At 53.6% G+C, this 25151-nt stretch carries 21 protein-coding genes; 12 read left to right on the top strand and 9 right to left on the bottom strand.

The window, feature by feature from the left end:
* Positions 1–65: 65 nt before the first annotated feature.
* Positions 66–587 (top strand): hypothetical protein, encoded by a 522-nt coding sequence (locus tag KHW85_RS05980; protein WP_156335461.1) that lies wholly within the window; start codon positions 66–68, stop codon positions 585–587.
* Here KHW85_RS05980 and KHW85_RS05975 read toward each other — a convergent pair.
* Together KHW85_RS05975 and KHW85_RS05970 are read right to left on the bottom strand one after the other, a co-directional pair.
* Positions 584–1045: a tRNA (cytidine(34)-2'-O)-methyltransferase gene (locus tag KHW85_RS05975; RefSeq protein WP_156335462.1), complete on the bottom strand. Its 462-nt coding sequence runs from the start codon at positions 1043–1045 to the stop codon at positions 584–586. The two genes, KHW85_RS05980 and KHW85_RS05975, sit on opposite strands and share 4 nt — an antisense overlap.
* A 1-nt stretch (position 1046) precedes the next feature.
* On the bottom strand, positions 1047–1586 hold the full coding sequence (locus KHW85_RS05970) for a YbhB/YbcL family Raf kinase inhibitor-like protein (RefSeq protein WP_156335463.1): 540 nt from the start codon (positions 1584–1586) through the stop codon (positions 1047–1049).
* A gap of 35 nt (positions 1587–1621) precedes the next feature.
* On the opposite strand from KHW85_RS05970, the gene KHW85_RS05965 reads away from it, so the two are divergent.
* The 4 genes from KHW85_RS05965 (at position 1622) to KHW85_RS05950 (ending at position 10259) form a co-directional block, all read left to right on the top strand.
* A complete protein-coding gene (locus tag KHW85_RS05965; RefSeq protein WP_291459171.1) occupies positions 1622–2155 on the top strand; it encodes a hypothetical protein in 534 nt (177 codons plus the stop codon).
* Positions 2130–3731: a DNA polymerase Y family protein gene (locus KHW85_RS05960; RefSeq protein ID WP_291459170.1), complete on the top strand. Its 1602-nt coding sequence runs from the start codon at positions 2130–2132 to the stop codon at positions 3729–3731. The genes KHW85_RS05965 and KHW85_RS05960 overlap by 26 nt, the downstream gene beginning before the upstream one ends.
* A 26-nt stretch (positions 3732–3757) precedes the next feature.
* On the top strand, positions 3758–6937 hold the full coding sequence (locus KHW85_RS05955) for a DEAD/DEAH box helicase (RefSeq protein ID WP_291459169.1): 3180 nt from the start codon (positions 3758–3760) through the stop codon (positions 6935–6937).
* 61 nt (positions 6938–6998) lie between these two features.
* Complete coding sequence (locus KHW85_RS05950) at positions 6999–10259, top strand: error-prone DNA polymerase (protein ID WP_291459168.1); 3261 nt, start codon at positions 6999–7001, stop codon at positions 10257–10259.
* 7 nt (positions 10260–10266) lie between these two features.
* On the opposite strand, the gene KHW85_RS05945 is transcribed toward KHW85_RS05950, so the two are convergent.
* From KHW85_RS05945 to KHW85_RS05930, 4 genes are read right to left on the bottom strand one after another with little or no spacing between them, the layout of a single operon-like run.
* Positions 10267–11562 (bottom strand): AI-2E family transporter, encoded by a 1296-nt coding sequence (locus tag KHW85_RS05945; RefSeq protein WP_291459167.1) that lies wholly within the window; start codon positions 11560–11562, stop codon positions 10267–10269.
* The gene (locus KHW85_RS05940) at positions 11555–13357 is read right to left on the bottom strand and encodes an AMP-binding protein (RefSeq protein ID WP_291459166.1); all 1803 of its coding nucleotides are present in this window, start codon (positions 13355–13357) and stop codon (positions 11555–11557) included. Before KHW85_RS05940 ends, KHW85_RS05945 begins: the two co-directional genes overlap by 8 nt.
* A 31-nt stretch (positions 13358–13388) precedes the next feature.
* Positions 13389–14708, bottom strand: coding sequence for a tRNA guanosine(34) transglycosylase Tgt (gene tgt, locus KHW85_RS05935; RefSeq protein ID WP_291459165.1), 1320 nt, complete (start codon positions 14706–14708; stop codon positions 13389–13391).
* A complete protein-coding gene (locus tag KHW85_RS05930) occupies positions 14705–15382 on the bottom strand; it encodes a queuosine precursor transporter (protein ID WP_156335469.1) in 678 nt (225 codons plus the stop codon). The genes tgt and KHW85_RS05930 overlap by 4 nt, the downstream gene beginning before the upstream one ends.
* Positions 15383–15475: 93 nt before the next feature.
* Between KHW85_RS05930 and KHW85_RS05925 the strand changes: the two genes are divergently transcribed.
* Positions 15476–17086 (top strand): ABC-F family ATP-binding cassette domain-containing protein, encoded by a 1611-nt coding sequence (locus KHW85_RS05925; RefSeq protein WP_291459164.1) that lies wholly within the window; start codon positions 15476–15478, stop codon positions 17084–17086.
* A gap of 31 nt (positions 17087–17117) precedes the next feature.
* On the opposite strand, the gene KHW85_RS05920 is transcribed toward KHW85_RS05925, so the two are convergent.
* Positions 17118–19583, bottom strand: a complete 2466-nt coding sequence (locus KHW85_RS05920; RefSeq protein ID WP_291459163.1) for a DNA topoisomerase IV subunit A — start codon at positions 19581–19583, stop codon at positions 17118–17120.
* A gap of 66 nt (positions 19584–19649) precedes the next feature.
* Here KHW85_RS05920 and KHW85_RS05915 point away from each other — a divergent pair, with 66 nt between their 5' ends.
* Positions 19650–20183 (top strand): DUF5998 family protein, encoded by a 534-nt coding sequence (locus KHW85_RS05915; RefSeq protein WP_291459162.1) that lies wholly within the window; start codon positions 19650–19652, stop codon positions 20181–20183.
* Positions 20173–21315 (top strand): alkaline phosphatase family protein, encoded by a 1143-nt coding sequence (locus KHW85_RS05910; protein ID WP_291459161.1) that lies wholly within the window; start codon positions 20173–20175, stop codon positions 21313–21315. The genes KHW85_RS05915 and KHW85_RS05910 overlap by 11 nt, the downstream gene beginning before the upstream one ends.
* Here the strand turns inward: KHW85_RS05910 and sepH are convergent.
* Entirely contained in the window at positions 21312–22283 is a 972-nt protein-coding gene (gene sepH / locus KHW85_RS05905) for a septation protein SepH (protein WP_291459160.1), read from the bottom strand. The genes KHW85_RS05910 and sepH overlap by 4 nt on opposite strands.
* Positions 22284–22455: 172 nt before the next feature.
* On the opposite strand from sepH, the gene KHW85_RS05900 reads away from it, so the two are divergent.
* From KHW85_RS05900 to KHW85_RS05885, 4 genes are read left to right on the top strand one after another with little or no spacing between them, the layout of a single operon-like run.
* Entirely contained in the window at positions 22456–22758 is a 303-nt protein-coding gene (locus KHW85_RS05900) for a DUF4193 domain-containing protein (protein ID WP_019126066.1), read from the top strand.
* A gap of 18 nt (positions 22759–22776) precedes the next feature.
* Positions 22777–23421 (top strand): DUF3710 domain-containing protein, encoded by a 645-nt coding sequence (locus KHW85_RS05895; protein WP_009409365.1) that lies wholly within the window; start codon positions 22777–22779, stop codon positions 23419–23421.
* Positions 23414–23791 carry an OB-fold nucleic acid binding domain-containing protein gene (locus KHW85_RS05890; RefSeq protein WP_009409366.1) on the top strand — a complete coding sequence of 126 codons (378 nt, stop codon included), beginning with the start codon at positions 23414–23416 and terminating at the stop codon, positions 23789–23791. Before KHW85_RS05895 ends, KHW85_RS05890 begins: the two co-directional genes overlap by 8 nt.
* Entirely contained in the window at positions 23781–24452 is a 672-nt protein-coding gene (locus tag KHW85_RS05885) for a DUF3159 domain-containing protein (RefSeq protein WP_291459159.1), read from the top strand. The genes KHW85_RS05890 and KHW85_RS05885 overlap by 11 nt, the downstream gene beginning before the upstream one ends.
* Before the next feature lie 12 nt (positions 24453–24464).
* Here the strand turns inward: KHW85_RS05885 and KHW85_RS05880 are convergent, their stop codons facing one another.
* Complete coding sequence (locus KHW85_RS05880; protein WP_291459158.1) at positions 24465–25148, bottom strand: TrkA family potassium uptake protein; 684 nt, start codon at positions 25146–25148, stop codon at positions 24465–24467.
* Between the last annotated feature and the right edge of the window lie 3 nt (positions 25149–25151).

Raw genomic sequence — 25151 nt, 5'->3', positions numbered from 1 at the left:
TTCATGCAAAAAGTCGTGGGGAGCGGCGCGGAGCAACTAGTATGGCAGTGGATTAAGGAGGAAAGGTGAGCGAAGCGGTTCACGAGCAATCTCAGGATAATCGCCCACCCGCACGCGGATCGGGACGACTGGTTATTGCCCTGTACTGGATTTTTAGCGTCACTGTCACTCTGCGAGCTCTTGCTGATTCCTATTATCTGCGGGAGATACCGTTGTGGGCGCGCATCGTTGCGGTGCTTATCGGTGTGATTTATGTAGTTGCTGCTATTAGCCTGACGCACAATGGAAGGCGTATGCGCATCCTTGGGTGGTGCATGATTGCTCTGTGCCTTATTGGACCTCTTGCGTGTGGCGTAGCTGGAGCTTCCTTGTCCTCAATGAGGCTGATGCCGAATGCTTGGAATGCTTTCGGCGCTGACTTCGCCTATCTCCCACTGGTTGTTGCCGCTATCGGCGCCATATGGATGTGGCTCTCTAATCCGCGAAGGATTGTCGAAATTGCCGAGCAGGTAGAGCGACCCGGTAAGGGGATTCTTTCCTCGAAAAAATTAGAGGCCTTGGAAGAGGCGGAAGCGGCCCGCGGCTAGATTCCGTTCGGGAAACCCAACTGACGCCAAGCCTCGTAAAGCGCAATCGATGCGGAATTTGCGAGATTGAGTGACCGCACTCCCGGGAGCATCTGAATGCGTACGCATTGAGTGATGCGGGGGTGAGTCATTGCCCATTCGGGAAGGCCGACCGATTCGCGGCCGAATAGCAGGCCATCTCCATCGGCATAGTGAACCTCGCTGTAATGATTTGAGGCATGTCCAGTAAATGCCCAGATGTGTCCGGGAACTTCGGCTAAGGCATCTTCAAAATTGGAGTGGACCTTGACGTGTGCCAGATCGTGGTAGTCCAATCCTGCGCGCTTGAGCTTGGTGTCGGACATGTCGAATCCCAGTGGTTCAACTAAGTGAAGAAAAGCTCCGGTGCACGCAGCGAGGCGAATTGCGGCGCCGCTATTTCCTGGGATTTCGGGTTCAAGAAAAATGATGTGAAGCATGTCAGTTCGATGGTGTTTGGTGTGTTGCGGTCAAGGTTGCGCGGGCAATGGTGTGTTCTAGGGCCTCGAATGAATACATTGCTGGTGAGGTGTCGTCATCGCAGCCTAGGGTTGGAACATCTAGGGCGTGAACGGAAAAGATGTAGCGGTGGGGGCGGTCGCCCGCTGGCGGCGCGGCGCCGAAATATGAATGATCGCCATGATCCCCTCGAAGGTGGAAGGCGCTTCCATCAAGTTCAAGATCGGAACTGCCGGCTCCGCGTGCAAGAGATGTACATGAGACGGGGATGTCGATCACCATCCAATGCCAAAAGCCCGATGGTGTGGGGGCATCTGGATCAAAGCAAGAAACAAAGAAGCTTTCTGTCTGATCGGGGAAGCCGCTCCACTCTAAGTGTGGCGAGATGCTGCCGCCTTCTGCTGTGTGCAGTTTTGGCATGGGGAGGCCATTGCTTAGATCTTGTGACACCACGGTAAATGTTGCACTGGGGGGAAGCCCTTCGTACGGGTTGGAAGCAAGAGGGCGATCAAAGAGGTGCATGCGCATATTCTTTCACTTCTTCAGAAGGAACCAAAGTGGACGCAAATGAGGGAGAGGTGCATACACTAATAGAACACTTGTTCGATCGGGGTGATTTTATGAAGCGTTTAGACCTTGCTCGTCAAGTTCTACGTGATACCGAAAATCGCCTGGGACTTGAGAAAAGTCAGGCTTTTTCAGATCTTTCATCGCGCTGTGTGGGGGTCTGGGAATACGGTGGGACTTATCCGCAATTGATTCGTGTCATTCTTTCTCTTGGCATCGAAGAGGCTTGCTGCGCTTTCATTGGAAGTGATGATTTTGGCTGGGAATATGCCTTTAAACAGGGATTGAATCTGGCGCGTTGCCTCTACGTTCCCTCCTCCTGTGCGGATGCGCAGGTAATCTCACTTCTTCTTCCGCATTGTCGATTGGTCTATGTGGACCGTTGTGTATTAGAGCTTCGTGATATGCGACGTTTGGGCGCCCAGGCGCGAAAAGAAGAAACAATTTTGCTGACTAAGTACCCATGGGTTGGCTTCAGTCGTCCATGGGGAGAAGAGTTTGGTATTTATCAAAAGGCGGGATGATATGCGCTGTCTCATGGTGTGGATTCCCAACTGGGAAATTAATGCTTTGGTAGTTGATATTCCTCCGGGGGCTCATGGAGCAATTGAGGAACGCGGTTTTCTTAAGACAGTGACTCCCTCTGCGTGGAAATGTGGTGTACGACAGGGAATGCGCGTGTCGATGGCACGTTATCTATGTCCAGATCTGCTTATTCTTCAAAGTGACCCACGTAGGGAATTGAACTCTTTTGAAGTAATTGTCCAAGCTTGTGAGCAATGGGTTGCGGGTATCGCCTGTGTGCGTCCGGGGCTGGCATGGGCCCCCGCCTCTGGAGCGGCTCGATGGAGCGGCAGTGAAGAACAGCTGGCCGAAAATATTGTTGATTCAATTTCTCGGTGGAGTGGATCAGAAAGCAATGTGGGGATAGCATCCGGACCCCTTGCAAGTTATGCAGCAGCAAGGCGTGGCATTATTGTGCCCCCAGAGCGTACTCAAGAGTTTCTCGATCGCATTGACCTTGCGCAATGTCTTCCATTATTTCCCCAAAAACAGCACGAACAGCTACAACAGGTCATTGATACGTGCCGCTCAGTGGGAGTGATGCACGGGCGTGATTTGATGCGCATCGGAGAAAGTGCTCTGTATACACGTTTTGGAAATATTGGTCGGCAGCTCTACGAATTATTTAGCGGGAAAGATCTTTGGATTCCGAAACATGAAATTCCTGTACGTGAAGTGCAAGTGGATGAAGAATGCGAGGAAAGCATTGAGAATGAAGAACAGGCCGCTTTCTGTTCTCGCCGTTTAGCGCGTCAAGTCTGCGAAAAGCTTGAAAGAGAGCAGCTGCGTTGCTCGAGTATCGTGATTACTGCCCGCGATCAGAGCCATGAAACTTACGAAAGACAATGGTGGGGAATCGACGGGGATGAAGAAGAAATTGCAGATCGTATTCGCTGGCAGCTTGTAGCTTGGCTTTCTTCTTCCACTACCGAGGAAGGGCTGAATCGCATCAGTGTTCAAGCCTTGCATTGCACGCCTTCAGCAGGGGTAAGCGCTCTATGGAAAACTCATCACTCACCTAAGCGTGATTCCGCCCTTCGTAAGATTTGCGCTTATAAAGGCGAAGATGCTGTTCGCCTCCCATGTCTAGTTCCGGGCTACACCCCCATGCAAAGAGCAGGCTTTGCCTGTATTGATCAAACAGCGACGAGCTCCAGTGATCTCCTTTACCCCGAAGGCGCAGTAGAAGATGCTCCCTCGAAGGTATACGCCACGCCTCTTCCGGCTTTTCTCTACGCTCATTCTTCTTTGCAAGAGCATGTGCAAGTGGCAGTTAGTGATCGTTCTACGCTCACGCATAATCCCAAAGAAATTGTTGCAGTAATTTCGGGGCGGCAACACCGATACGGGGTGCTTTCCTGGAAAGGTCCATGGAGTATGCCGCACTCGTGGTGGCAAGAGACGGCCGAGGCTATTGCCCATGCCCCCTGTACGCACTACCTCAGAGTGAGTTGTGAAAATTCCTCGGATCTTCTGCTGATGTGGGAACAAGGCTCTTGGAGCGTTGCTGGAATGTATGAAGATCGTCAAGGCTAATCATTCAGATGGATTATCCTGAAGGGATGGGTACGTCACCGATTCGTCAAGCTCTTCGCGCCTGCAGTGAAGAAGATGCAGTTGCACTTCTTGGGCACGCCTTATGGGCGCAGGCGGCTCTTGCAGATGGGCGCGGTGATGTTCAGGAAATAGCTTGGAGCGATACCGAGGCTTCGGCCCGCGTCCGCGCACCGGGCGTCATGTACCGAAGCGTCATTCGTTACGTAGATTCCTCAAAGACGCATCTTCATTTGACGTGTTCTTGTTATCTCGCAGGTGCTTGTGTCCATGCAGCGGCCTTGCTTCGTCGCGCTCGGCTCGAATGTGGTGAAGATTCTGCCACGCAAAATTCGGCAGGCTCAGTGTGGATGAGCGAGTTTGAAAGCTTGTTATCCACAGATGGTGCTCAAGCTATGGGGCTTATTGTTGACGCTCACGATCCTGCTCAACCGGTATGGCTGACTCCGTTGGTGCTTGTGCGCAATCAAGAAGCTCGTCGTCTCAGTTGGTCTGAACTTGCACAGTCTCAGTGGAGTGGCCTCTTAGATACGCTTTCGCCGCATCACCTCACAAGCTTGCGACGTCTCTACCAAAGCAGTAGAAAATCGAGTGAATATTCGCCTGGCAGCTATGACGTCTCGCTGGAATCACTGGGTCGCAGTGCACCCATCTGGCTCTATGAGCTTCAAAAATCGGGGGTTGTGCTTCTGACGCCACAACTCCATCGATTCGACTTTCAGATGAATTCTTTTGCTGTTGCGATTGATATGAACCTCGGCAGAAAAGGACTTGAACTCTGCTATAAACGCGAACAAATTGACCGGGCTGGTACAACGCTGCCTTTTCCGCGGCGTGCTGATGCAATGGGGCTGACCTTCATTAATGGAGGAGAAGGTGCAGTTGCAGATCCCATCGATCAAAACGAGCTGGCCCCCCTCAATGAGGTTTGTGTTCGCATTCCAATGTCTGCAATTGGAGATTTCATCAGGAATGAACTTGCCGCACTTCGTGCACACTACCGATGTATATCCTCGATGAGGACTTTCCCCTTTGATGAACTCCTGCCACAGTTGCGACTGTGCCTGCGAGAGCGAAATTCACAGTATGCCTATGTATGTTGGGCGGTGGATTACAGCTTAGATAAGAAGCGGTTCCGCTCTTATTTGCCCCCGCAGACAAAAATTAGTCATCTGAGCGATTCTCTTGCTCGTGACTTTGATGCTGCCCACGCAGCATTACGCGCTTACTTTCCTGCTGCCTCGCTGGCGCCAACCCTTCACGAACTGCTCATACCGCTTCCGCAAGTCCCCGAGCTGCTTCGTGCATTAAAAAATAGCTGGCCGCTGGATTCGGTGACCTGGGATATTGATCAGCATCTTGAAGAGACTCGCATCGTTGACGAGAAGCTGCAGATTAACGCACAGATTCAGGCAACGGATTCTCCGGACTGGTGGAATTTGCGCGTTACTGTTCGCGTCGGAGATGAAGAACTACCGATCTCTCGCGTCCTCAGTGCGCTCTCTGAGGACCAGGACTATATTCGCCTCGATAATGGTCGTTGGCTCCATCTTGAGGGCGTCGATATCGATCGCTTACGCCTACTTCTCCGGCAGGCGGCGCAACTTCACCGATCGCGTTCTCTCGATAATATTTCGCTGACTACCTCCCAATTTGGACTCTGGGAAAACCTGAGTGAGTTCGTCGATACGCGCGAAGAAGACCTTCAATGGAGAAGGCGCATTGACGGTCTCAGAGACTTGGCCAAGGAAGAAATAAAAGCGCCCACCGAGGATGAGCCAGGAATGCGTCCTTATCAGGCGATGGGCATGCATTGGGTTCTCAATAGAATTCGGGCAGGTTTTGGTTGTGTCCTTGCCGATGATATGGGACTTGGAAAGACCAGGCAGATCCTGGGGGCAATTGAAAAGTTTCGACGTCATACCAGCCATCCTGTTCTGGTTGTCGTCCCCACCAGCGTCATGTCGAGCTGGCAGGATGAAGCTGAAAGTTGCTTCCCGGAAATGGCGCTCTGTCTCATTCAATCAACCTATGCGCGTGACCCACAGGGATGGAATGGCTTGGATCGTGCGGATGTTGTTGTCACCTCGCATACGCTCTTTCGTATCGACTGTGAGCATTGGAAAAATAGAGAGTTAGCGGGCGTCGTCATCGACGAAGCTCAAGCCGCCAAAAACCCTCGCACGCAACTGTATCGATACCTGAAAGATCTACCTGTTGCCTGGCGTGTGTGCATCAGTGGAACTCCAATTGAAAACTCTCTTGAAGATCTCTGGTCACTCATGTCTTTAGCAGTCCCGGGGCTCCTCTCAAGTCATTCTTCTTTCAATGAGAAATTCCGGCGTCCGATTGAAGCAGGACGTTCGCCTGATCTTCTCAATCTTCTACACTCACTGATTGCTCCGTTTGTTCTCCGGCGAACGAAGGAAGAGGTCGCGCCCGAACTGCCTGAGCGTGTTGAAACTCTTCTTCCTGTGCCGCTGGGGCGCAAACAGCGACAAATTTATGACCGCTATTTGACCCGCGAACGTGCACGTCTTCTTCATCTTGAACTGGAAAATGACACTCGTGAGCGATTCGAAGTTTTGGCTGCGCTTACGCGTCTTCGTCAATTGTCTTTGGATCCTGCCCTAGTTGATCAGCGGTATGACTCTGTCGGCTCGGCAAAGATTGATCTGCTATGCGAACACTTGGAGCAGATTCTTCCGCTGGGGCATAAAGTCTTGGTTTTCAGTCAATTTGTTGCTTTCTTGGAACGAATTCGTCGTTCCTTGGACCAACGTGGGATTGTCTCCCTTCTTCTTGAAGGAAAAACACGTAACCGTCATGCAGTGATCGATGAATTCCAGCATGGAGACGTTCAGGTGTTCCTAATTTCCCTTAAGGCTGGGGGAGTGGGGCTTACCCTGACTCAGGCGGATTATGTCTACATGATGGACCCTTGGTGGAATCCTTCAGTTGAGGCGCAGGCGGTGAATCGTGCGCACCGTATTGGTCAGGATCGCAGGGTAAATGTTTATCGCTTGGTTGCTCAAGACACTATTGAAGAAAAGGTATGTCAGCTTCAGGCCCACAAACAGCTGCTTGTCGACAGTGTTGTGGGACAAAACTTAGGAGAAGGGCGTAGTTCCACTGATATTCAGCAGCTACTTAAGCTCATCCAAGAAGACCGGGATGGGCGTGTTTAGCTCGATCTTTTCTTGAGATAAATTCACTGCATATCGAACATATGTTCGATATGCTGATTGGGTGGGATCCCATCACTTTGCTGAGCTGCACGCGCATTCGTACTTCACTTTTCTTGAAGGGGCAGATGCGCCAGAGGACTATGTTTCTTCGGCGCAAAATCTGGATCTGAGCACTCTTGCTCTGCTTGAAGTCGATGGAATGTATTCCCTTATTCGGGCTTTACAGGCAGCGAAAGAATCTTCTTTTCCCCTTCTTATTGGCAGTGAATTAACTCTAGATGCGAGGCAGTTCTCCCGATATAGCTCATCAAAAGAAGTCGCTCGGGGGTGGGGGTTACCCAAGGGGTGGGAAGATCGCGGAATTCGTCTTCCTGTCCTTACGACCTCGGCGCAGGGATATCGAGATCTGTGTCATCTTATGAGCGAGTACACGCTAACGCACGATGCCAAGGAAAGCCCGGCCCACGACCTCGGCAATATTGCTCAGATGGGGGATATCCGTATTTTGACGGGAGGAAGCAGGGGGCCTCTGCGACGGATTTTGCATGCGCAGGGGCATACGCAGGCCGATCGTTTCCTTAAGGATCTCATCGCTCTATTTGGACGTGAACGCGTTCTTCTTGAGAGCGTGTTGATGCCTGGACAAGACGATCTTGGCCGCGAGCTTGCCGAACTTGCGCAAGCTAATTGCCTGACTCTTGTCGCAAGTGCTGCTCCTGTTATGGCCTATCCGCAATCGAAATATCGAGCAGATCTTTTGTGTTCATTGAGGCAGGGGCGCAGTCTTGATGATCTTCAGTATCGGCTTCCCGCACAGCACGCCTTCCTGCGAAGTGCCAAAGAAATGCTGGCCCTGCATCGTAGTGCGCCTCAGGCAGTGAATAATGCCTTCGAATGCGCAAACGAGTGTTACTACCCCTTATCTTTTGATTCTTTGGATCTTCCCGATACGGAAGTTCCCCCAGGCCACACGACGATTTCCTGGCTCAGGGAACTCACCTATTCTCGGGCAGTAGAAATTTACGGTGAGCGCAGTGCTTATCCGCAGGCGTGGCAGGTGATCGATCATGAGCTGGCAATTATCGAAAAACTAGATTTTGCGGGTTATTTCCTGATTGTTTATGACATCGTCGATTTTTGTCGTCGCTCTGGGATCATGTGTCAAGGCAGAGGGTCAGCTGCAAATTCTGCTGTCTGCTACTGCTTGGGTATCACAGCTGTTGATGCGATCAAGCATCATATGCTTTTCGAACGATTCCTTTCTCCGGGGCGATCGGGGGCTCCCGATATCGATATTGATATTGATAGCGCACGTCGTGAAGAAGTCATTCAATATGTGTATCGCCGCTATGGGCGAAGACGCGCCGCGCAGGTCGCGACCGTGATTACCTATCGTTCGCAACTGGCCTACAAGGATGCAGCTCGAGCTTTGGGTATTGCACCTGATAGTGTGCCTACTCGCGCTCAGCGTCGGGAGTGGTCCCAAAGCAGTGATTCATCGACTTCGCAAGAAATGCTTGGAACCTGCGCGCAGCTTCTGAGCGGTCTTCCACGTCATATGGGCATTCATTCGGGAGGCATGATTTTGACGAAGCAACCCGTGAGCGAGGTATGTCCCATCCGTTGGGCCCGTACAAGTGGGCGCAGTGTTATTCAGTGGGATAAAGAAGATTGCGCTGATGCCGGGCTGGTGAAGTTTGATCTTTTAGGACTGGGGATGTTGGGGGCGCTTGGAGGAATCTTTGATTCTCTTCAAGAATCGGGCGTGCGAAATTCTCGGGGAAAAGTTCTTTCTTTATACGAACTCGAAGATGAAGATCCTAGGGTGTATGACCTCCTGTGTGCGGCCGATACAGTAGGGGTTTTCCAAGTGGAATCACGGGCACAGATGAATGTACTTCCTCGGCTTCGACCTCGGTGTTTTTATGACATTGTCATCGAGGTTGCCTTGGTGCGTCCGGGGCCGATTCAAGGGGAGGCCGTCCATCCCTACCTGCGTCGTCGCCGAGGAGAAGAGAAAGTGAGCTATCTGCATCCACTTCTTCGTCCTGCTTTGGAAAAGACCTTGGGAGTTCCCCTGTTCCAAGAACAGATGATGCATATCGCTATGGATGTTGCAGGCTTCAGCGCTACGCAGGCGGATGAACTCAGGCGTGCCATGGGTTCTTCGCGCAGTATCCAAAAAATGCAGAAGCTTCGTGAGCCTTTCATGAAGGGGCTGCAGCAGCGCGGTATTCCTCAAAATATCTGCGAGGAAATTTTTACTCAGGTTCAAGGATTTGCCGATTTTGGTTTTCCCGAATCGCATTCCTTTTCTTTTGCCTACATCGTGTACGCATCGGCCTGGCTGAAGGTTCACTACCCCGAGCATTTCTATGCGGGGATTTTGTCTCATCAACCGATGGGCTTTTATTCGCCTTCCTCGCTGATTCACGATGCACGAGGCCATGGCCTGCTTGTGTGCCCGCCTGACGTTAACCTTTCGGCTGAGAAAACCCAGGTTTTCCCCGTCAATGAAATTGAGCGTGTCATTGGTGCGCAGGCACTTGCCGAGGCGCGTGGAGAGGTAGTCCCCGGAAAAGAAGGGTTGGTTGATCCTCACGCGCGCTGGGGAATTGTGATAGGGCTTGATGCCATCAAAGGGCTTGATCGATCTCGTATCCAGAGGATTGTGCGCGAACGCCAGGATGGCTTGTATGCAAGCTTCGAGCAGCTGGCATCCAGAGCTAGGCTCCGCAGTGCTGATCTGGAAAAGATCGCCCAAGCGGGAGCCCTAGATTCTTTGGGATATGAGCGACGCGAAGGAATCTGGGCAAGCGGTAGCTTGGGTCAAGACGGAGGAGATTCTGAGGAATACCAACCAATGCTTGATGGTTTTGGCCTGGAATACCATCTTCCCGAGCTTCCGCCTTTGGACGATTTTGCCCGCATCAATCTGGACTATGAGTCCATGGGGATGTCGCCAAAACAGCATCCTCTTGTGCTTCTTCGCCCCGAGATGAATGCTCAGGGGGTGACGCCTGCCTGTGGGGTCACCGCGTGTGAGAACCGTGCTCACATCAGAGTAGGAGGAATTATTACCCATCGTCAGCGTCCCAGTAGTGGCGGAGGGGTCCTCTTCCTGAGCGTAGAAGATGAAACCGGAAGTGTGAACGTTACGGTTACCGAAAATACGTGGCGGCAGTTTCGCCAAGAGGTCATGGCTCCGGCGGTTATTGTCGACGGCTACTGCGAAAACCTGTATGGGACACGAAGCGTACGCGCCTTCCGTATCTATCCGATGAATACGGAGCTATGCGTGCGCTCACGCGATTTTCGTTAAAGCGGGGTTATACACGCTCGCGAGGCACGTAGAGCTCAGAGAAGATTGACCAAATCACCGAAATAATCGGGATTGCAATGATTGCTCCCAATAGCCCAGCGGTGAAGGTTCCCACCATGACACCGATACCCACGACAACGGGGTGCAAGGATACCTGGTGTCCCATGATGAGCGGTTGAAGAATATGGCCTTCGATCTGGCCAATCAAAGCAATGCCCAAACCAACGATTGCAGCGGTAACAATGCCCTTGGCTGCAAGAGCAACGATCATGGCAAGGATCATCGCTGTTGGAGCACCAATAAGCGGAATGAAGGCACCGATGAAAACCAAAATTCCCAGCGCAGGAGCTACGGGGACTCCCAGTATCTGCAAGAAGATGGCTGCAAATAGACCATCTGTTCCAGCTACCAGCATGGTTCCACGTGCATAGCCGGAGAAGGTTGCCCATCCTGCTTGCGCTGCACGGTTTGTCACTGCTCGCCGGTGATAGGGAAGAAGCGCGACAAACCATGACCACATCTGGTTGCCGGAGTGCAAGAAGAAGATTGTGATGAAGAAGGCAAGGACGAGGACCGAAGCAACGACAGCCGCACTCGATACATTCGCCACAGTCTCGCTGAGCAATCCCGACCAATTAGAGGCAAGGAATTGCTTGCCTTGGTTCATCAGGGTTTCATTCAGATGAGTGAGATCGTTGATGGGGATTTGGAAAGGGAGCTTGAGATGGGAAACCAGATCAGAGACCTTAACAAGCCCGTTTTCGACCTCGACAAGAAGGTTCGGCCATTGACCAGCGATTGAAGTAATCACCAGTGTCATGAGTGCGACAAAAGTGCCGATGAAAGCCAGAAGAGAGGCAAAGACAGCTAGCCATCGATTCAACCAACGGCTGAGGAAATTTGTCAGGGGATTCAATATTGCGGTCAGAAGAAGTGCAATAAAGATCGCAACGAAGACAGGGGTGGCCTGAGCAATTGCGAAAACCACTGCAGAGATGACGATGATCACGCCGATAATCGCCCACGAGCCAACTCCCGCCTGGGCAAGCCAGCGAGGAACAAGAGGCTTACGGGTCGTGCCGTTAAGAACTCGGCGGCTACTTGAGGGGGTGCGCGTAGGCGGAGTCCACTGGACTCTCGGCGGAGCCTGGTGGTGTCGAGGCGTCGCCTGAGTTCCGCTGCGCGCCTTGAGACGTGCAGCGGTATGCGATCCCAGTCGTTGAGCTCCTTGGGAGAGAGAAGTGACAAGCGCCCGTGAATGACGAATCAGGCGCGTCGCTTGGCGCTGAGGTTTCTCACTCATTCTCGTCGCTCTTCTGCTCTGTTGAAGTATCGCCAGGGGAGAGGCGCTCACTTACTGCTGCCGCGGCCTCGCCAATTGCTCTTTGAGCGCTTTCAATCATTCGGTTTGCGGGGTCAAGAAGCTGTTCCTTGACCTTGCGACGCATGACTTTACCCAGCGGATTGCGTGGAAGGTCAGTGATGATCGCAATCTGGCGCGGAAGGGCGTAGTGAGAGACATATTTCTCGGCCCATGCGCGCACCTGTGCAAGGGTAATCATCGGTGCGTCATCTTCCAAGATCAACGCCGCGGTGACCTCTTCGCGCGCTTCGCCCGCGGGAAGTCCAACCACTGCAACATCCTTGACGCCGGGCATCGAGCGAATTGCTGCTTCGACCTGCGAAGGGTATACGTTGAAGCCACCCGAAAGGATGAGCTCCTTCTTGCGATCGGACATTACAAGGAAACCATCCTTATTGATCGCAACGTCGCCGGTACGTAGCCATCCGTCTTCAGTGAAGACGCGAGCAGTTTCTTCGGGCGCATCAAGGTAGCCACTGAAGACCTGAGGGCCTTTAACGATGATTTCACCGGGAGTGCCGTCTTCAACATCGATGCTGGGGTCTTCAAGGTCGACCAAGCGGACATCGGTCGAGGGAAAAACGACGCCCAAAGCGCCGTGGTACCGGTTATCGGCAAGGGGGGAACCGGCGATAACGGGAGATGTCTCGGACATCCCGTATCCCTCGATAATCATCCCATCGGTTGCCTCTTCCCATTGCTGAGCCAGAGTCTTCGAGAGTGGCATCGCGCCGCAAATCGACCACTTAATCGTCTTCAGAGCGACGTTCTTTTCAGCAGCGCGATTCATTACGCGTTCGAACATCGGGGGAACTCCGACAAAGAACGTCACAGGTCGGCGCTTATGTGCTTCCAATGCCAAATCGACATCGAACTTTGGAAGGAGTAATTGCGTAGCAGCAAGATGAACTGCCGCGCACATGAAGAAGGTCAATCCGTAGGCGTGGAAATAGGGCAACAGTGAGTAGAAGGTTTCAGCACCTTCGTGAAGCTTCCATACCCACATGCGACATTGATTGACATTCGTTCCAATGTTGCGGTGGGTGAGAGGAACTGACTTGGGAACGCCATTCGTGCCACCGGTATGAAGGATGACCGCTAAATCATCACCGGTTGCTTGGGGAGTATCAGGATGAACCAGTCGTGCATGAGCGACTGCCTGATCCCAGGAGCGGGCATCTTTAGGACGCGCGGCACGCATTTGTTCGCGAGTCTGCCGTGCTCGTTCAATTGGAAGGCTTAAGAGCATTCGTTGTGAGCGTGGCATCCCGGCCGAGATATCGACAGTAAAAATCGTATCCAGCGATTTATCGCCCTCGCGAATAAACGCGTCAACCGATTTTTCCCAAACGATTGCGACTTTTCCGTGGTGGCGATCGAGTTGCTGGTGGATTTCTTCAGCTGGTGCTAGTGGATTGTGCTCTGCAGCGACGACACCAATGCGCATGCAGGCATAGAAGGCAACTAATGCCTGCGGGCAGTTGGGAAGACAAATGGCGCAGACATCGCCACGGCGCAGGCCAGTCTCGATGAGTACTTGTGCGGCTCGCAGCACCTGCGCATAGAGCTGAGCGTAGGTCAGGGTAGCGCCAAAGTAGTCGACTGCAATGCGCTCGGGATAGAGCCGCGCGGAGGTCTCCAAAAGAGTGATCAACGATGTATCCGGCACGGGTACCTCTAGTGGCGTTCCCGGGTCGTATTGCCTGCGGGATTGCAATGTGAGGTCTGAAACCATGTCCACTCCTAGTAGAAAACTACTACTTACGTTAGCGTAGGTTAGCGCGCCCGGCGCCTGAAAAACGCCCAAGCATTTCCTCTTTAAATGCTGAGTATTCGCCGTTGTCGATGGACTCTCGAATGGCATCAACCAAGCGGACGGTGAACCACTCGTTGTGAATCGTTGTCAGCGTCGAAGCCAAGATTTCCTTCGCCTTAAACAGGTGATGGACGTATGCGCGGGTGTAATGCGTGCAGGTATAGCAACCGCAGCCATCGACCAGGGGAGTGAAGTCACGCTTGAAGCGAGCGTTTGTAATATTGAAACGACCGTCGGGGGAGTAGATTGCTGCATTTCGCGCAACGCGAGAAGGGTTCACGCAATCAAAGGTGTCTGCGCCGGCCTCGACGCCGCGGAAAAGATCGTCGGGTTCGGAAATCCCCAGAAGGTGGCGAGGGCGATCCTCGGGGAGCTCAGAACTCACCCAAGAAACGATTGTTCCCAGATTTTCCTTCTGCAGTGCGCCGCCAATACCGAAACCATCGAAGATCTGACCGTTCACGTCCATCTCGGCCAAGGTGCGGGCGGCATGTCGGCGAAGATCCTCGTATTGCGCTCCCTGAACAACGCCCCAGAGCTGTTGGTAGGGCTTTCCGACGCGCTCATTAGTGAGACGTTGATGGATCGCCAAGCACTGACGGGCCCATTCATGGGTACGTTCAAGGGATTCTTCTTGATAGAAACGAGGGTGAAGCAGCGAGGTCAGCTCATCGAAGGCAAACATAATGTCCGAGCCCAATTCGTGCTGAATACTCATCGAGATTTCGGGGGAGAAACGGTGCTTCGAACCATCGACGTGGCTAGAGAAAATTACTCCCTCTTCATCGACAACAGCACGTGAAGCTTTGACAGCCTGCTTATTGAGCTTGGGATCATCGAAGCTTGCTTGACCGCTGAACTCGGCTGAAAGCACCTTCTTAAACCCTGCGCCCAAAGAAAGAACCTGAAAACCGCCGGAATCCGTGTAGGTCGGGCCACCCCAGTTCATGAAGGAACCGACGCCACCGGCCTCGTCAACAATGTCCGAACCCGGCTGCAAATAAAGGTGGTAAGCATTGGCAAGTACAGCCTGTGCACCTAGACCGCGCACCATCTCTGGGGTCAGGGCCTTGACATTCGCTTTCGTTCCGACAGGGATGAAGGCAGGAGTTGAAATAGTGCCGTGCGCGGTGTGAATCGTGCCGGTTCGCCCCAAGCCTGAAGCGTAGTCAAGACGCGTTCGGCAATCGAAACCGCGGTCGCGATCTGATGTAGGGAAAGGGCCAGTGAACTCGGCTGGTTTACTGAGCCAATTTGAAGAAGTGCTCATGCCAGGACCTCGTCACTCTTCAAGTGCTCGACGCGGCGCACCAATGCGATCACGCGGTAAGTGATGGGGAGGAAGACAACTTCAATACCGACCTTGTAGACATAGCCGGTGACGATGTAGTTCACGAATTCCATCCCAGGGATGATGCCCGCAAAAGCAATCGTGCAGAAAATTACGGTATCGAAAGCTTCACCAACCAGGGTCGAACCAATCAGACGCGCCCACAGGTGCTTAGCACCCCAGCGCTCCCTGATTTTGACCAAAACCAGCGAGTTCATGAGCTGGCCGACCAAATATCCGCAGATCGATGCGGCAACAATGCGTGGAACAAAGCCGAGCACTGCGACAAAAGCATCCTGATTTTCGTATCCCGGACCAGCTGGAATTGATTGGACGACCCAGAAGGTTAGCGAGGCCAACAGAGATGCCGCGAAGCCCATGATGATGACCCTACGTGCCCGTGCAAAGCCATAGACCTCAGAGAGGACGTCACCAAGAATGTAGGTGAGCGGGAAGAGGACGGCACCGCCATCGAAAACCAGATGGATTGGACCCGCATCAAGCGCCGTAACTTTCGTTGCTGCGATATTCGAAATCAAAAGGAAAGCAACGAAGCTAACAGCAACAATGTCGTACACACGAGGCTGTGCGCTGCGTTCGGCGTGCTCGGTCATCAATCTCAACTTTCTATGCGCGTGAGTTAACCCTTCTATTGTGCCTGCTTGGTGCGTGAGCACGCGCGCTGGGCACCCCGTTAGAATGACAGAGTGATCAACGTTTCTCACTTTTCCTTGCGGATCGGTCCGCGCGAGCTCATTTCAGATGCCTCTTTCAGGATTGATAAGGGGATGTGCATTGGATTAGTTGGTCGCAATGGCGCGGGTAAGACAACGACGATGCGGCTTTTGGCCGGAGAAGAAGACCACGGCGCCGCTCAGTATGAAGGCACGATTACACGTAACGGAACGGTTGGATATCTTCCCCAAGATCCGCGCGAAGGTGATCCCGATCAGCTTGCACGCGACCGAATTATTTCGATTCGCGGTATCGACGCGATCATTAAGAAAATCAAGCGTTCCGAACAAGAAATGTCGACGACCGAAGGTACACGCCAGCAAAAAGCCATGGAGCGTTACGTTCGTCTAGACCACGAATTTACTCAGGCCGGAGGTTGGGCGGCGAATGCGGAAGCCGCGCAAATTGCCCACTCCTTAGGCTTAGATGATCGCGTCTTGGGACAGACTCTCTCAACCCTGTCGGGCGGTCAGCGTCGGCGGGTTGAACTTGCTCGCGTGCTTTTCTCGGGTGCGGATACCCTTCTGCTTGATGAGCCGACAAACCACCTCGATCACGACTCCATCCTGTGGCTTCGCGATTGGATCAAAACTTTCCCCGGTGGTGTCTTGGTGATCTCACACGACGTGAAACTTCTGGGTGACACTGTGAATCAGGTGTTCTACCTGGACGCTAATCGCGCGCATGTCGATATTTATCATTTGGGATGGGCTGCATACCTCAAACAGCGCGAGGAAGATGAGAGGCGACGCCGAAAAGAACGAGCTGTCGCGCTGAAGAAAGCCGAACAATTGCGCGCTCAGGGTGAAAAAATGCGCGCAAAGGCCACCAAAGCCGTTGCTGCTCAACAGATGCTTCGTCGTGCTGAAGAACTGGTCGCCTCTGTTGGAAGCGAAGAGGTCCAAGAAAAGGTTGCGCGCTTGCGTTTCCCCGAACCTCTTCCCTGCGGAAAAGTGCCGCTGAGTGCACAGGGGCTGTCGAAGAGTTACGGCTCTTTGGAAGTTTTTACCGGTGTTGATCTTGCCATCGACCGCGGGTCAAAAGTTGTCGTCCTGGGGCTTAATGGCGCGGGTAAAACAACTCTTCTTCGCCTACTTGCCCGCGTTGAAGAACCCGATAGCGGAATTGTTGAAGACGGCCATGGCCTCAAGCTTGGCTACTACGCTCAGGAACACGACACCTTGGATATGAATGCCACTGTTAAGGAAAACATGGCTCATAGCGCCCCGGGGTTTGACGATACACATGTGCGTAATGTCTTGGGTCAGTTCCTATTCAGTGGAGATGATGTCGACAAACCGACACACGTACTTTCGGGTGGAGAAAAGACTCGCCTAGCACTGGCAACCTTGGTTGTGTCGGGTGCAAACGTTCTTCTTTTGGATGAGCCGACGAATAACTTGGATCCCGCCTCGCGCGAAGAAATTCTGCATGCGCTCCATTCCTACGAGGGCGCCGTTGTTCTGGTCACCCACGATCCGGGTGCCGTGACGGCACTTGCCCCCGAACGCGTGCTGGTCCTTCCCGATGCCGATGAAGACCTTTGGGATGATTCCTATCTGGACTTGGTGACACTCACCTAAGCCCAGATAGAACAAACACGAGGCCGCTATCTCAACCGATAGTGGCGATTGCGTGCGTAATCGGGGTTCCCGAGGCGTCGCGACGTTCGTCGAGCGCGGGAAGCTCCACCGGAGTTCCATCGGCCGAGGCTGCGCGTGGGTTATCCCCAACCCAGGCGATATCCAAGCGGTCCTCTCCACGAAGGAAACGCTGGACGCGTACGCCTTGGGTGCCTCGTCCCTTGTAGGGGTATGCGGCTAGGGGAGTGACCTTTGCGGTTGTTTGTCCGGTCCCCGGGAGCGCCCCGGCAGCACCGGCCACGGTAACGACCACGGCCTCGTCGGGGCTACTCACCGACCAGAAGCCCAGCACGTTCGCCTCATCTGAAAGCTTCATTCCTGCCATTCCCGAGGCCGTGCGTCCTTGTGGGCGGACCTTCTCGGCCGGAGTGCGAAGAAGCTGAGCGTCGGAGGTGATGAAAACAAGGTCGGAGGTATCGCTGCTGGGGCCGAATCCCACCAGTTCATCTCCCTTTTCAAGTGAAATAACTTCCCATTCATCGCGCTGAAGCACATCGGGCTTCAAACGCTTGACGACGCCCATGCGCGTGCCCATTGCCATGACGGTATCGGCTTCGGGATCAAGCAAGCCGACTGCAGGCGCATCGGTATGGATGAGCAGAGCACTGGGAGTTGCAGCCGCGAAAGACAATCCGGTTTCAAAGCGCGGAAGCGCGGGAAGATCGACAACGTCAATGCGGTGGGCAAGGCCATCGGAGGTGACGACTGCGATCTGCGAACGAGCAGAGGTCGAAAGCTGTGCACGGATTCCGTCGTGCGATGCGCGAGGGCCGGCTTCGATAGGATCTGCACCTTCTACTCTGGCGAGCGATCCTGCCGCCGAGAGGACAACAACACACGGATCATCGGGAACTTCGAGCGACATTGTCGTCGCTTTTCCAGTTGCGGCCGGGATCGCAGCGAGTGCGGCGCCGGGCTGCGCCTGGTCAACCTGGGTGCCGGTTGCTGAAAGAAGAAGGGTCCGACGAGGCGTTCCCAAGCGTGCTGCAACCTCTGAAAGTTCCTGGCTGATGAGCGCGTAGAGACGATCTTGAGAGGCCAAGATCTCTTCCAGCTCTGCGATCTTTGCATTGAGCTCATCGCGTTCAGTTTCGAGTTCGATACGAGAGAACTTTGTGAGTCGACGCAGGCGCAATTCAAGAATGTGGTTTGCCTGGACTTCAGAGAGATCGAAAGCAGTCTGGAGGCGTTCGCGGGCGGTTTCGACGTCATCGGAAGAGCGAATAATGGCAATGACGTCATCAATGTCGAGAACTGCAATGAGCAAACCCTCAACCAGATGCAGGCGATCACGACACTTTCCAAGGCGGAAGTTGCACCGACGAGTCGTGACATCGATTCGATGATCAAGGAAAACTCGGAGCATATCTTTGAGCCCCAGCGTCCTTGGTTGGCCATCAACCAATGCAACTGCGTTGATCGAGAAGGAATCTTCTAAAGGGGTGCGAGCATAGAGCTGTTGGAGTACTGCTTCGGGATTAAAGCCGTTTTTGATCTCGATGACCAACCGCAGGCCGTGAATGCGGTCGGTGAGGTTCTGTACTGCCGAAATTCCCTTCAAACGACCAGCAGAAACATTCTCTTTGATCTTCTCAATGACCTTCTCGGGTCCGACCATATAGGGCAGCTCAGTGACGACAAGGCCCATCTTTCGTGCGGTGACACGTTCAACCTGAACCTTCGCGCGAGTCTTAAATGCGCCGCGGCCAGTTTCGTAGGCATCCTTGATCCCCTCAAGGCCAACGATTACGCCGCCTTCTGGTAAGTCTGGGCCGGGTACATAACGCATGAGGTCAGCAACGGAAGCATCGGGATGCTTGAGAAGATACTGCGCTGCTGCAATTGTCTCTGAAAGATTGTGGGGTGCGATATTCGTTGCCATACCCACAGCGATACCTGAAGCGCCATTGACGAGAAGCTGAGGGAAACCGGCAGGGAGGACCTCCGGCTGCATGAATTGATTGTCGTAGTTGGGAACAAAGTTGACGGTGTCTTCATCAAGGGATGCGACCAAGTCCAAGGCTGCCGGGGCCATCCGCGCCTCGGTATAACGCGCGGCAGCGGGACCGTCGTCAAGGGAGCCGAAGTTTCCATGTCCATCAACCAAGGGCAAACGAAGGTTAAATGGCTGGGCCAATCGAACCAGTGCGTCATAGATTGCCGAGTCACCGTGAGGGTGAAGCTTACCCATTACCTCGCCGACAACTCGCTGAGACTTAACGTGACCGCGATCGGGACGGAGCCCCATTTGGTCCATCTGGAAAAGAATGCGGCGTTGAACGGGCTTCAAACCGTCGCGTGCGTCAGGGAGAGCGCGTGCGTGGATGACAGAAACAGCGTATTCGAGGAAGGATCCCCTCATTTCTGTCGAGACATCAATTTCTGTGATGTTCTGATCAGCATCGGGGAGATTGAGCTTGTCGTCCTTCGTTCGCATGGGTCGATTCTCTACGAAATTGGCGTAAAACCGCCAGGTACACGCCGCTCTTGATAGAATTGGACGGTGAAATTAGATCGCGATATCGAGCGTGCTGGCTTCTTCCCTGACCTTGCAATTCGAGCCGTTCATCGCTTACTCGGCAATGAAGAGGTCCGTGCGTCGCTTGTTCAGGTTGAAGCGGCATTCGATCGCGGGTCAATGTTCCGCCACTTAACAGTTCTTGTTCTCACTCAGAGTTGCTTTATTCAGGTGCACGTTGATGAGGGGGATAACCACAGTGCTGTTGTAGTTTCGGCTGCCCGTCCTATTCGTGCGATATCGGGAGTTTCAGTTCAAGAAGTCATTGCTGATCCCACTCAGGGACACGAGGTGTCTGAGATGACGATCAGTATTGATATGGGCTCTCAAAAGCGCAGCGATATCGAACAGCTCCGCTGTGATGATCCGACATGCCAAGCCGATCATGGTTTCATGGCCCGTAGCTATCCCGATGATATTTCTCTTCGAGTCTCGCAGCTGGCAGATGGCTCGCGTACATATACGGACGCTCAAGTTTTGGTTGATGCTCTTCTTGAGGTGGTCCGTAATGCTCAATGACCATCTCCGGGCTACAGGAGCCTCCTTACCGAGCGCGGATGATTTTCGTCTGACGCAGGTGATTCCCGCAGTGATGGGAGCAGTTGAACCCGAATTATCGCTCGCTCGGCCCGATCTTTCCTCAAGTTTGGGACTGGAACGAGCCAAAGCCGCAGTAGTCATTCTGGTTGACGGCCTGGGCTTCATTCCTCTAATGGATCACTTAGGACACGCGCGAAACCTTCGTGGATTCCGGGATCAGATCCACACTGCTTACTCGGTTGTCCCATCGACGACTGCTGCAGGTATTACCGCCTGCGGAACGGGTCAGCTTCCTGGTCGCACCCGCATGGTTGGTTACAGCGTCCTTCATGGCGAGCGCCTCTTTAACCTGCTTGCCTTCACGGATGGGATCGATCCAATGCAGTGGCAAGAATGCCCGACCTTCTTCGAAGAGCTTTCTGCTGCTTCGGTCCCGTGCGCGACCATCCTTCCAGCCAAGTTTGCTGGCTCTGGACTCACTTCAGCCGCTCTTCGAGGTGCCCGTTTTGTTCCTGCCACGTCATGGGAAGAACGGTGCCAGGCAGCAATTGACCAGATTCGCTCTGGGACAAAGTTGGTGTATCTCTACTGGTCTGAAATCGATGCCGCCGGTCATGCTCACGGGGTGGGATCAAGCCAGTGGAGCGATGCATTAGAAGATTTCGACGCGGGACTTGGACGCTTCCTGAGCTCGCTTCCAGACGATGTTCGCGTTGTCCTTACCGCCGATCACGGCATGGTGAATATTGATTTTGACCGGCTTTATAACGTCGCCGAGCTATCTCCCTTAAGTCAGGGCGTACGCGCAGTCGCTGGGGAAACACGAGCAGTTCATGTTCACTGTTTTCCGGGTACAAACGAGCTGCAAGTGAGGAACCGCTGGGAAGAATTCCTTGGAGAGCATGCATGGGTAGTGGGAGCTGATGAACTACCGGCATTGATCGGTACGGGCCCAGGTCTTGCCGAGAGCGGCGATTTCGTTGTCTTCTCACGAGGCCGTGGTGGGATAGTCGATAGCCGCACTCAAAGCTCGGGAGCTATGACACTGATCGGCGTCCACGGCTCTCTAACACCCGATGAAATGCTGATTCCGCTAGCGGTGCTTGCTTAGGGACGCGAGCCAAAAACGATCTCGTCCCAGCTTGGAACGGAACGCCTCTTTGACTTTTTCGCAGCAGCGGGAGCTTGAGGAATATCTTCAAGCTGTTCAAGCGGCAGGGGTTGATCTTCAACGGCCTCTGTTGTTTCCGCAGATTCTTTTACCTCTGAGGAACTCTTTCGTGCCTCGGTTAAAGAATGGATACGCGCTGCCAAGGATTCAACCCCGGCGGGCAGATGGGGACGCTCCTCTGAGATCTCCTCTTCGTCTTCCTCATCATCGAGCTCATACTCAATTTCTTGGGGCTTTCCGCGTTGAGCATTGAGCTGCTCGACCAGTGCTTCACGTTCTTCAATATCAGAGCGATCCACAGAGACAACGGGGGCCGGAACAGGAAGTGAAGTAAAACTCTGGACTCCGGTCGGGGAGGCGGTCTCGGTCAGCCAACGGGCTTCCTCGTCAATGGCCTCGAGATGGCCGGAAGCCTGTAAACGCCACTGCGCACCGTGCTCGACGGCACCCTGAATGAAAGTCAAGTGAATGACCCAAGGGGAATCGGCCTGGCGCGATGCTGACCAATGCAAAGAATCTGGGGAAACTCCTCGGGCTGCCAGACGGTCAACAACCAAGTCTCCCATAACAGGCGAATCAGGAAGATTTCCAATAGGGCTGGAAAGGGCGCGCTGAAGTGCATAATCCTTCTCTGCCTGAACGGGAGCTTCGAAGCGAGTGATTTGCGAGACCTCAACATTGTGTTCGCGTGCGATATCGACAGCTCGTGCACCAGAGCGAAGCAAGGCTTGGATTTCACGAGGACGCAAGGGCTTATCTTCGGTAATCGCCTCGATCCGCGGACGATCGCGACGGACGGCACCTCGCAGTTCGTCTGTGATCGGGGTGGTGTAACGACGGCCTTCACTGTCGGTGAATACCAGTGTTTCCTCGTCTGCACCTACTCCGAGAAGATCAAGATCGATCATCGCTTTTCCTCCTTGCTTCGTGGTCAAATTTTCTCAAAGATGGCGTTAAAATCCTTGATTGTCGGGGCGCGTGTCCTTTTCGGTAGCGCAAAAATTTTCAACGTGTTACCCTGCAGCGCAGCGAATGTGTTACGCGAGAGCGCAATACATGATGAGAAAAAGGGAGGACAAAATGGCCACCGATTACGATGCACCTCGTAAGAATGACGATGATGTTGCAGAGGACTCCATTGAGGAGCTGAAGTCGCGTCGCAATGATTCTGGTTCGGCAAATGTCGACGAGGATGAAAATGAGGCCGCAGAGAATTTTGAGCTTCCCGGTGCAGATCTTTCGAAGGAAGAGCTGACGGTTCACGTCGTTCCCAAGCAGGATGACGAATTTACCTGCTCAATGTGCTTCTTGGTCCATCACGCTTCTCAGCTTGCCTACGTCGATGACAACGGACAGCCCGTCTGCACTGAGTGTGCTGGCTGAGCGTGAGATAATTCAGTTATGTTCGGACGTTCACGCAAGGAAGACACTGTTCAAGAAGAGGTAGAAGAGGAAGCGCGCCCCCAGCTCTACGACGAGTCAGAACTGTGGCAGATCCCCGGCCCCCGCGAAGAATATGAAGTTGATACCTCGGTCGATTATGTTGACCTAGGTTCACTGCGCATTCCTGCCGTACCTGGAATGCAGATTCGTGCACAAGCTGGTGAAGATGGTCAAAGCATCATTCGAATTATGTTGGTGCTCGCTTCTTCGGGGCTCCAGTTCTCTATTGCCGCCGCGCCGCGTTCGGGTGGAACCTGGGATGAACTTCGTCCACAGATTCGTGCCGCCTATGAAGAGGGCGGCAGCACAGTTCGCGAAAAGCACACTCGCTACGGTGATGAGCTTGAAGTTGATGAGGCAGTGACGCTTCCCGATGGGAAGAAGGGCACCACGCGGACCCGAATTATCGGGCGTGAGGGTGACCGTTGGTTCGCGCGAATCGATATGGTCGGTCCCGCAGCATTGGGCGGTCAAGAAGCTGATGACTTCGAGGAGCTCATCGATCGGGTTGTTGTCGTACGCGGCGACGAACCTCGGCCGCGACTGGATCTATTGCCACTTCATCTTCCCGATCAAAGCGCAACACGAGTTCCCAATGTTTAAGAAACTCATCGACCGCGCAGTGAAAAGGCTTTCGCTGAGTCGTGAAGACATCGACGCTAACGATGAGAAACAGAGCCGGGAAGAACGCGGGCGTTTAGCCGTCGCTGACGTACAGGATCGCCAAAAAGCGATTCTCTTTGGGACGATTCAATCGGTCACCTACTATCCGGAAAATATCCGTCCGCTGATTGATGCCACCCTCTTCGACGGAACGGGGACAATTGTCCTTCGCTGGCCGGGACGCAGTGACATCCCCGGTATGCATGCGGGAGTTCACCTTGAAGTCGAGGGAACAATTGGTGTCAGCAATGGGGTAAAAGTGATGACAAACCCGCTCTATCGTCTGATTGCAGAGGACAATGTCGAATAACCGATACGCGTGGCTTGCCCAAGATGAATTTTCGGCCTCTGATGTTCTTGGGGGAGCGCGCGGTATTGCCGAGGCCGTGGTTCCCGGCCTCGTATTCTTAGGTTGCTACCTACTCAGCGGTGCGCTTCTGTTGTCCGCGATCGCCTCGGCATTGTGCTCAGTGCTATTTGCAATCATCCGTCTCATTCAGCGGCAGTCGATTGTCCAATCTCTGTCAGGGCTTCTTGGGGTTGGAATTGCTCTGGTATGGGCACTCGTCTCGGGGAAGGGAATTAACTTCTTCACCTGGGGTCTTGTGACAAACGCAGCATGGGCATTGGTCTTACTGGTCAGCTTGGTTATCGGGTGGCCACTTGTTTCGGTACTTTTTGGACTCTTAACCGGGCGTCCCATTCGTTGGGTGAAAGAGCCGGAGGCGCGCGATCTCGCAGCTAAATGCGTGTGGCTGACCTTGGCCTGGTCTGCAGTCTTTATCATCCGCTTGGCTGTTCAAGTACCCCTGTGGCTGAACGAACAAGTCGCGTGGCTTTCAGCAATGAAGATCGCGTTGGGAATCCCGCTTTTTATTCCTGTTGCCTGGCTGACCTGGTGGCTCTTGAAGGATGATTTCCGGCTGCATCCTGCGCATTCCGATTCTGCGCAGGATGTTGAAGAGAGCTAGCCCTTCTTTTATCTAGGCTTCGGCTTCTACTTCCCTTGTCAGCATGCGGTTGAGCGCGGTGAGAACCTGACCTCCGCGATCTGAAATCAGCAGGACGAGTTCGTCACCAGCTTGATAGGAATCATCCGCCTGAGGCGCAAAAGGTGCGCCATCACGTAAGAGCGCGCTCAAGACAACACGAGGTGGGAAGGCGACGTCACCGATGCTCCTGCCAATGATTGGGGAGTTGTCCGGCAAGACGAAGGCGTACATTGCAGCCTGTGCAGAATGGAAGGCGAAGAGCTTCACTGGGGTTCCGACGGAGATCGCTTCCTCGACCAAGGCAGTCATAATTCGCGGAGTCGAAACGGGAACGTCCACGCCCCAGGAGGCGTCAAATAGCCATTCGTTCTTTGGATTGTTTTGGCGTGCAACAACACGTGGGACGGCGAATTCAGTCTTTGCAAGAAGCGAAATCACCAAATTTGCTTTGTCGTCACCGGTTGCTGCCAAGACGACATCGGCCTCACGCACGCCCGCTTCCGAAAGCGCTTCGGGTGAGCAAGCATCGGCAAGAATCCATTCGGCGTCAGCTACTGAAGCGACACGCAGTTGGTCGGGTTTCTTATCGATTAAGGTCACGTCGTGACCGTGATCGAGTAGTTCAAGGGCGACCGAGCGTCCTACGGATCCAGCTCCAGCGATAACAATCTTCATCTC

It is taken from the genome of Actinomyces sp. oral taxon 181, from assembly GCF_018370895.1.
In the GTDB taxonomy this organism is placed as follows: domain Bacteria; phylum Actinomycetota; class Actinomycetes; order Actinomycetales; family Actinomycetaceae; genus Pauljensenia.
Note: the sequence above shows the minus strand (reverse complement) of the source record. Positions and strands in the feature narration are given on the sequence as shown.

Bases quoted from the DNA above. Each gene is read 5' to 3' on its own strand.
- KHW85_RS05975 (WP_156335462.1), bottom strand. From the start codon at position 1,045: ATGCTTCACATCATTTTTCTTGAACCCGAAATCCCAGGAAATAGCGGC.
- KHW85_RS05970 (WP_156335463.1), bottom strand. From the start codon at position 1,586: ATGCACCTCTTTGATCGCCCTCTTGCTTCCAACCCGTACGAAGGGCTT.
- KHW85_RS05955 (WP_291459169.1), top strand. From the start codon at position 3,758: ATGGGTACGTCACCGATTCGTCAAGCTCTTCGCGCCTGCAGTGAAGAA.
- KHW85_RS05945 (WP_291459167.1), bottom strand. From the start codon at position 11,562: ATGAGTGAGAAACCTCAGCGCCAAGCGACGCGCCTGATTCGTCATTCA.
- KHW85_RS05940 (WP_291459166.1), bottom strand. From the start codon at position 13,357: ATGGTTTCAGACCTCACATTGCAATCCCGCAGGCAATACGACCCGGGA.
- tgt (WP_291459165.1), bottom strand. From the start codon at position 14,708: ATGAGCACTTCTTCAAATTGGCTCAGTAAACCAGCCGAGTTCACTGGC.
- KHW85_RS05930 (WP_156335469.1), bottom strand. From the start codon at position 15,382: ATGACCGAGCACGCCGAACGCAGCGCACAGCCTCGTGTGTACGACATT.
- KHW85_RS05920 (WP_291459163.1), bottom strand. From the start codon at position 19,583: ATGCGAACGAAGGACGACAAGCTCAATCTCCCCGATGCTGATCAGAAC.
- KHW85_RS05910 (WP_291459161.1), top strand. From the start codon at position 20,173: ATGCTCAATGACCATCTCCGGGCTACAGGAGCCTCCTTACCGAGCGCG.
- sepH (WP_291459160.1), bottom strand. From the start codon at position 22,283: ATGATCGATCTTGATCTTCTCGGAGTAGGTGCAGACGAGGAAACACTG.
- KHW85_RS05900 (WP_019126066.1), top strand. From the start codon at position 22,456: ATGGCCACCGATTACGATGCACCTCGTAAGAATGACGATGATGTTGCA.
- KHW85_RS05895 (WP_009409365.1), top strand. From the start codon at position 22,777: ATGTTCGGACGTTCACGCAAGGAAGACACTGTTCAAGAAGAGGTAGAA.
- KHW85_RS05890 (WP_009409366.1), top strand. From the start codon at position 23,414: ATGTTTAAGAAACTCATCGACCGCGCAGTGAAAAGGCTTTCGCTGAGT.
- KHW85_RS05885 (WP_291459159.1), top strand. From the start codon at position 23,781: ATGTCGAATAACCGATACGCGTGGCTTGCCCAAGATGAATTTTCGGCC.
- KHW85_RS05880 (WP_291459158.1), bottom strand. From the start codon at position 25,148: ATGAAGATTGTTATCGCTGGAGCTGGATCCGTAGGACGCTCGGTCGCC.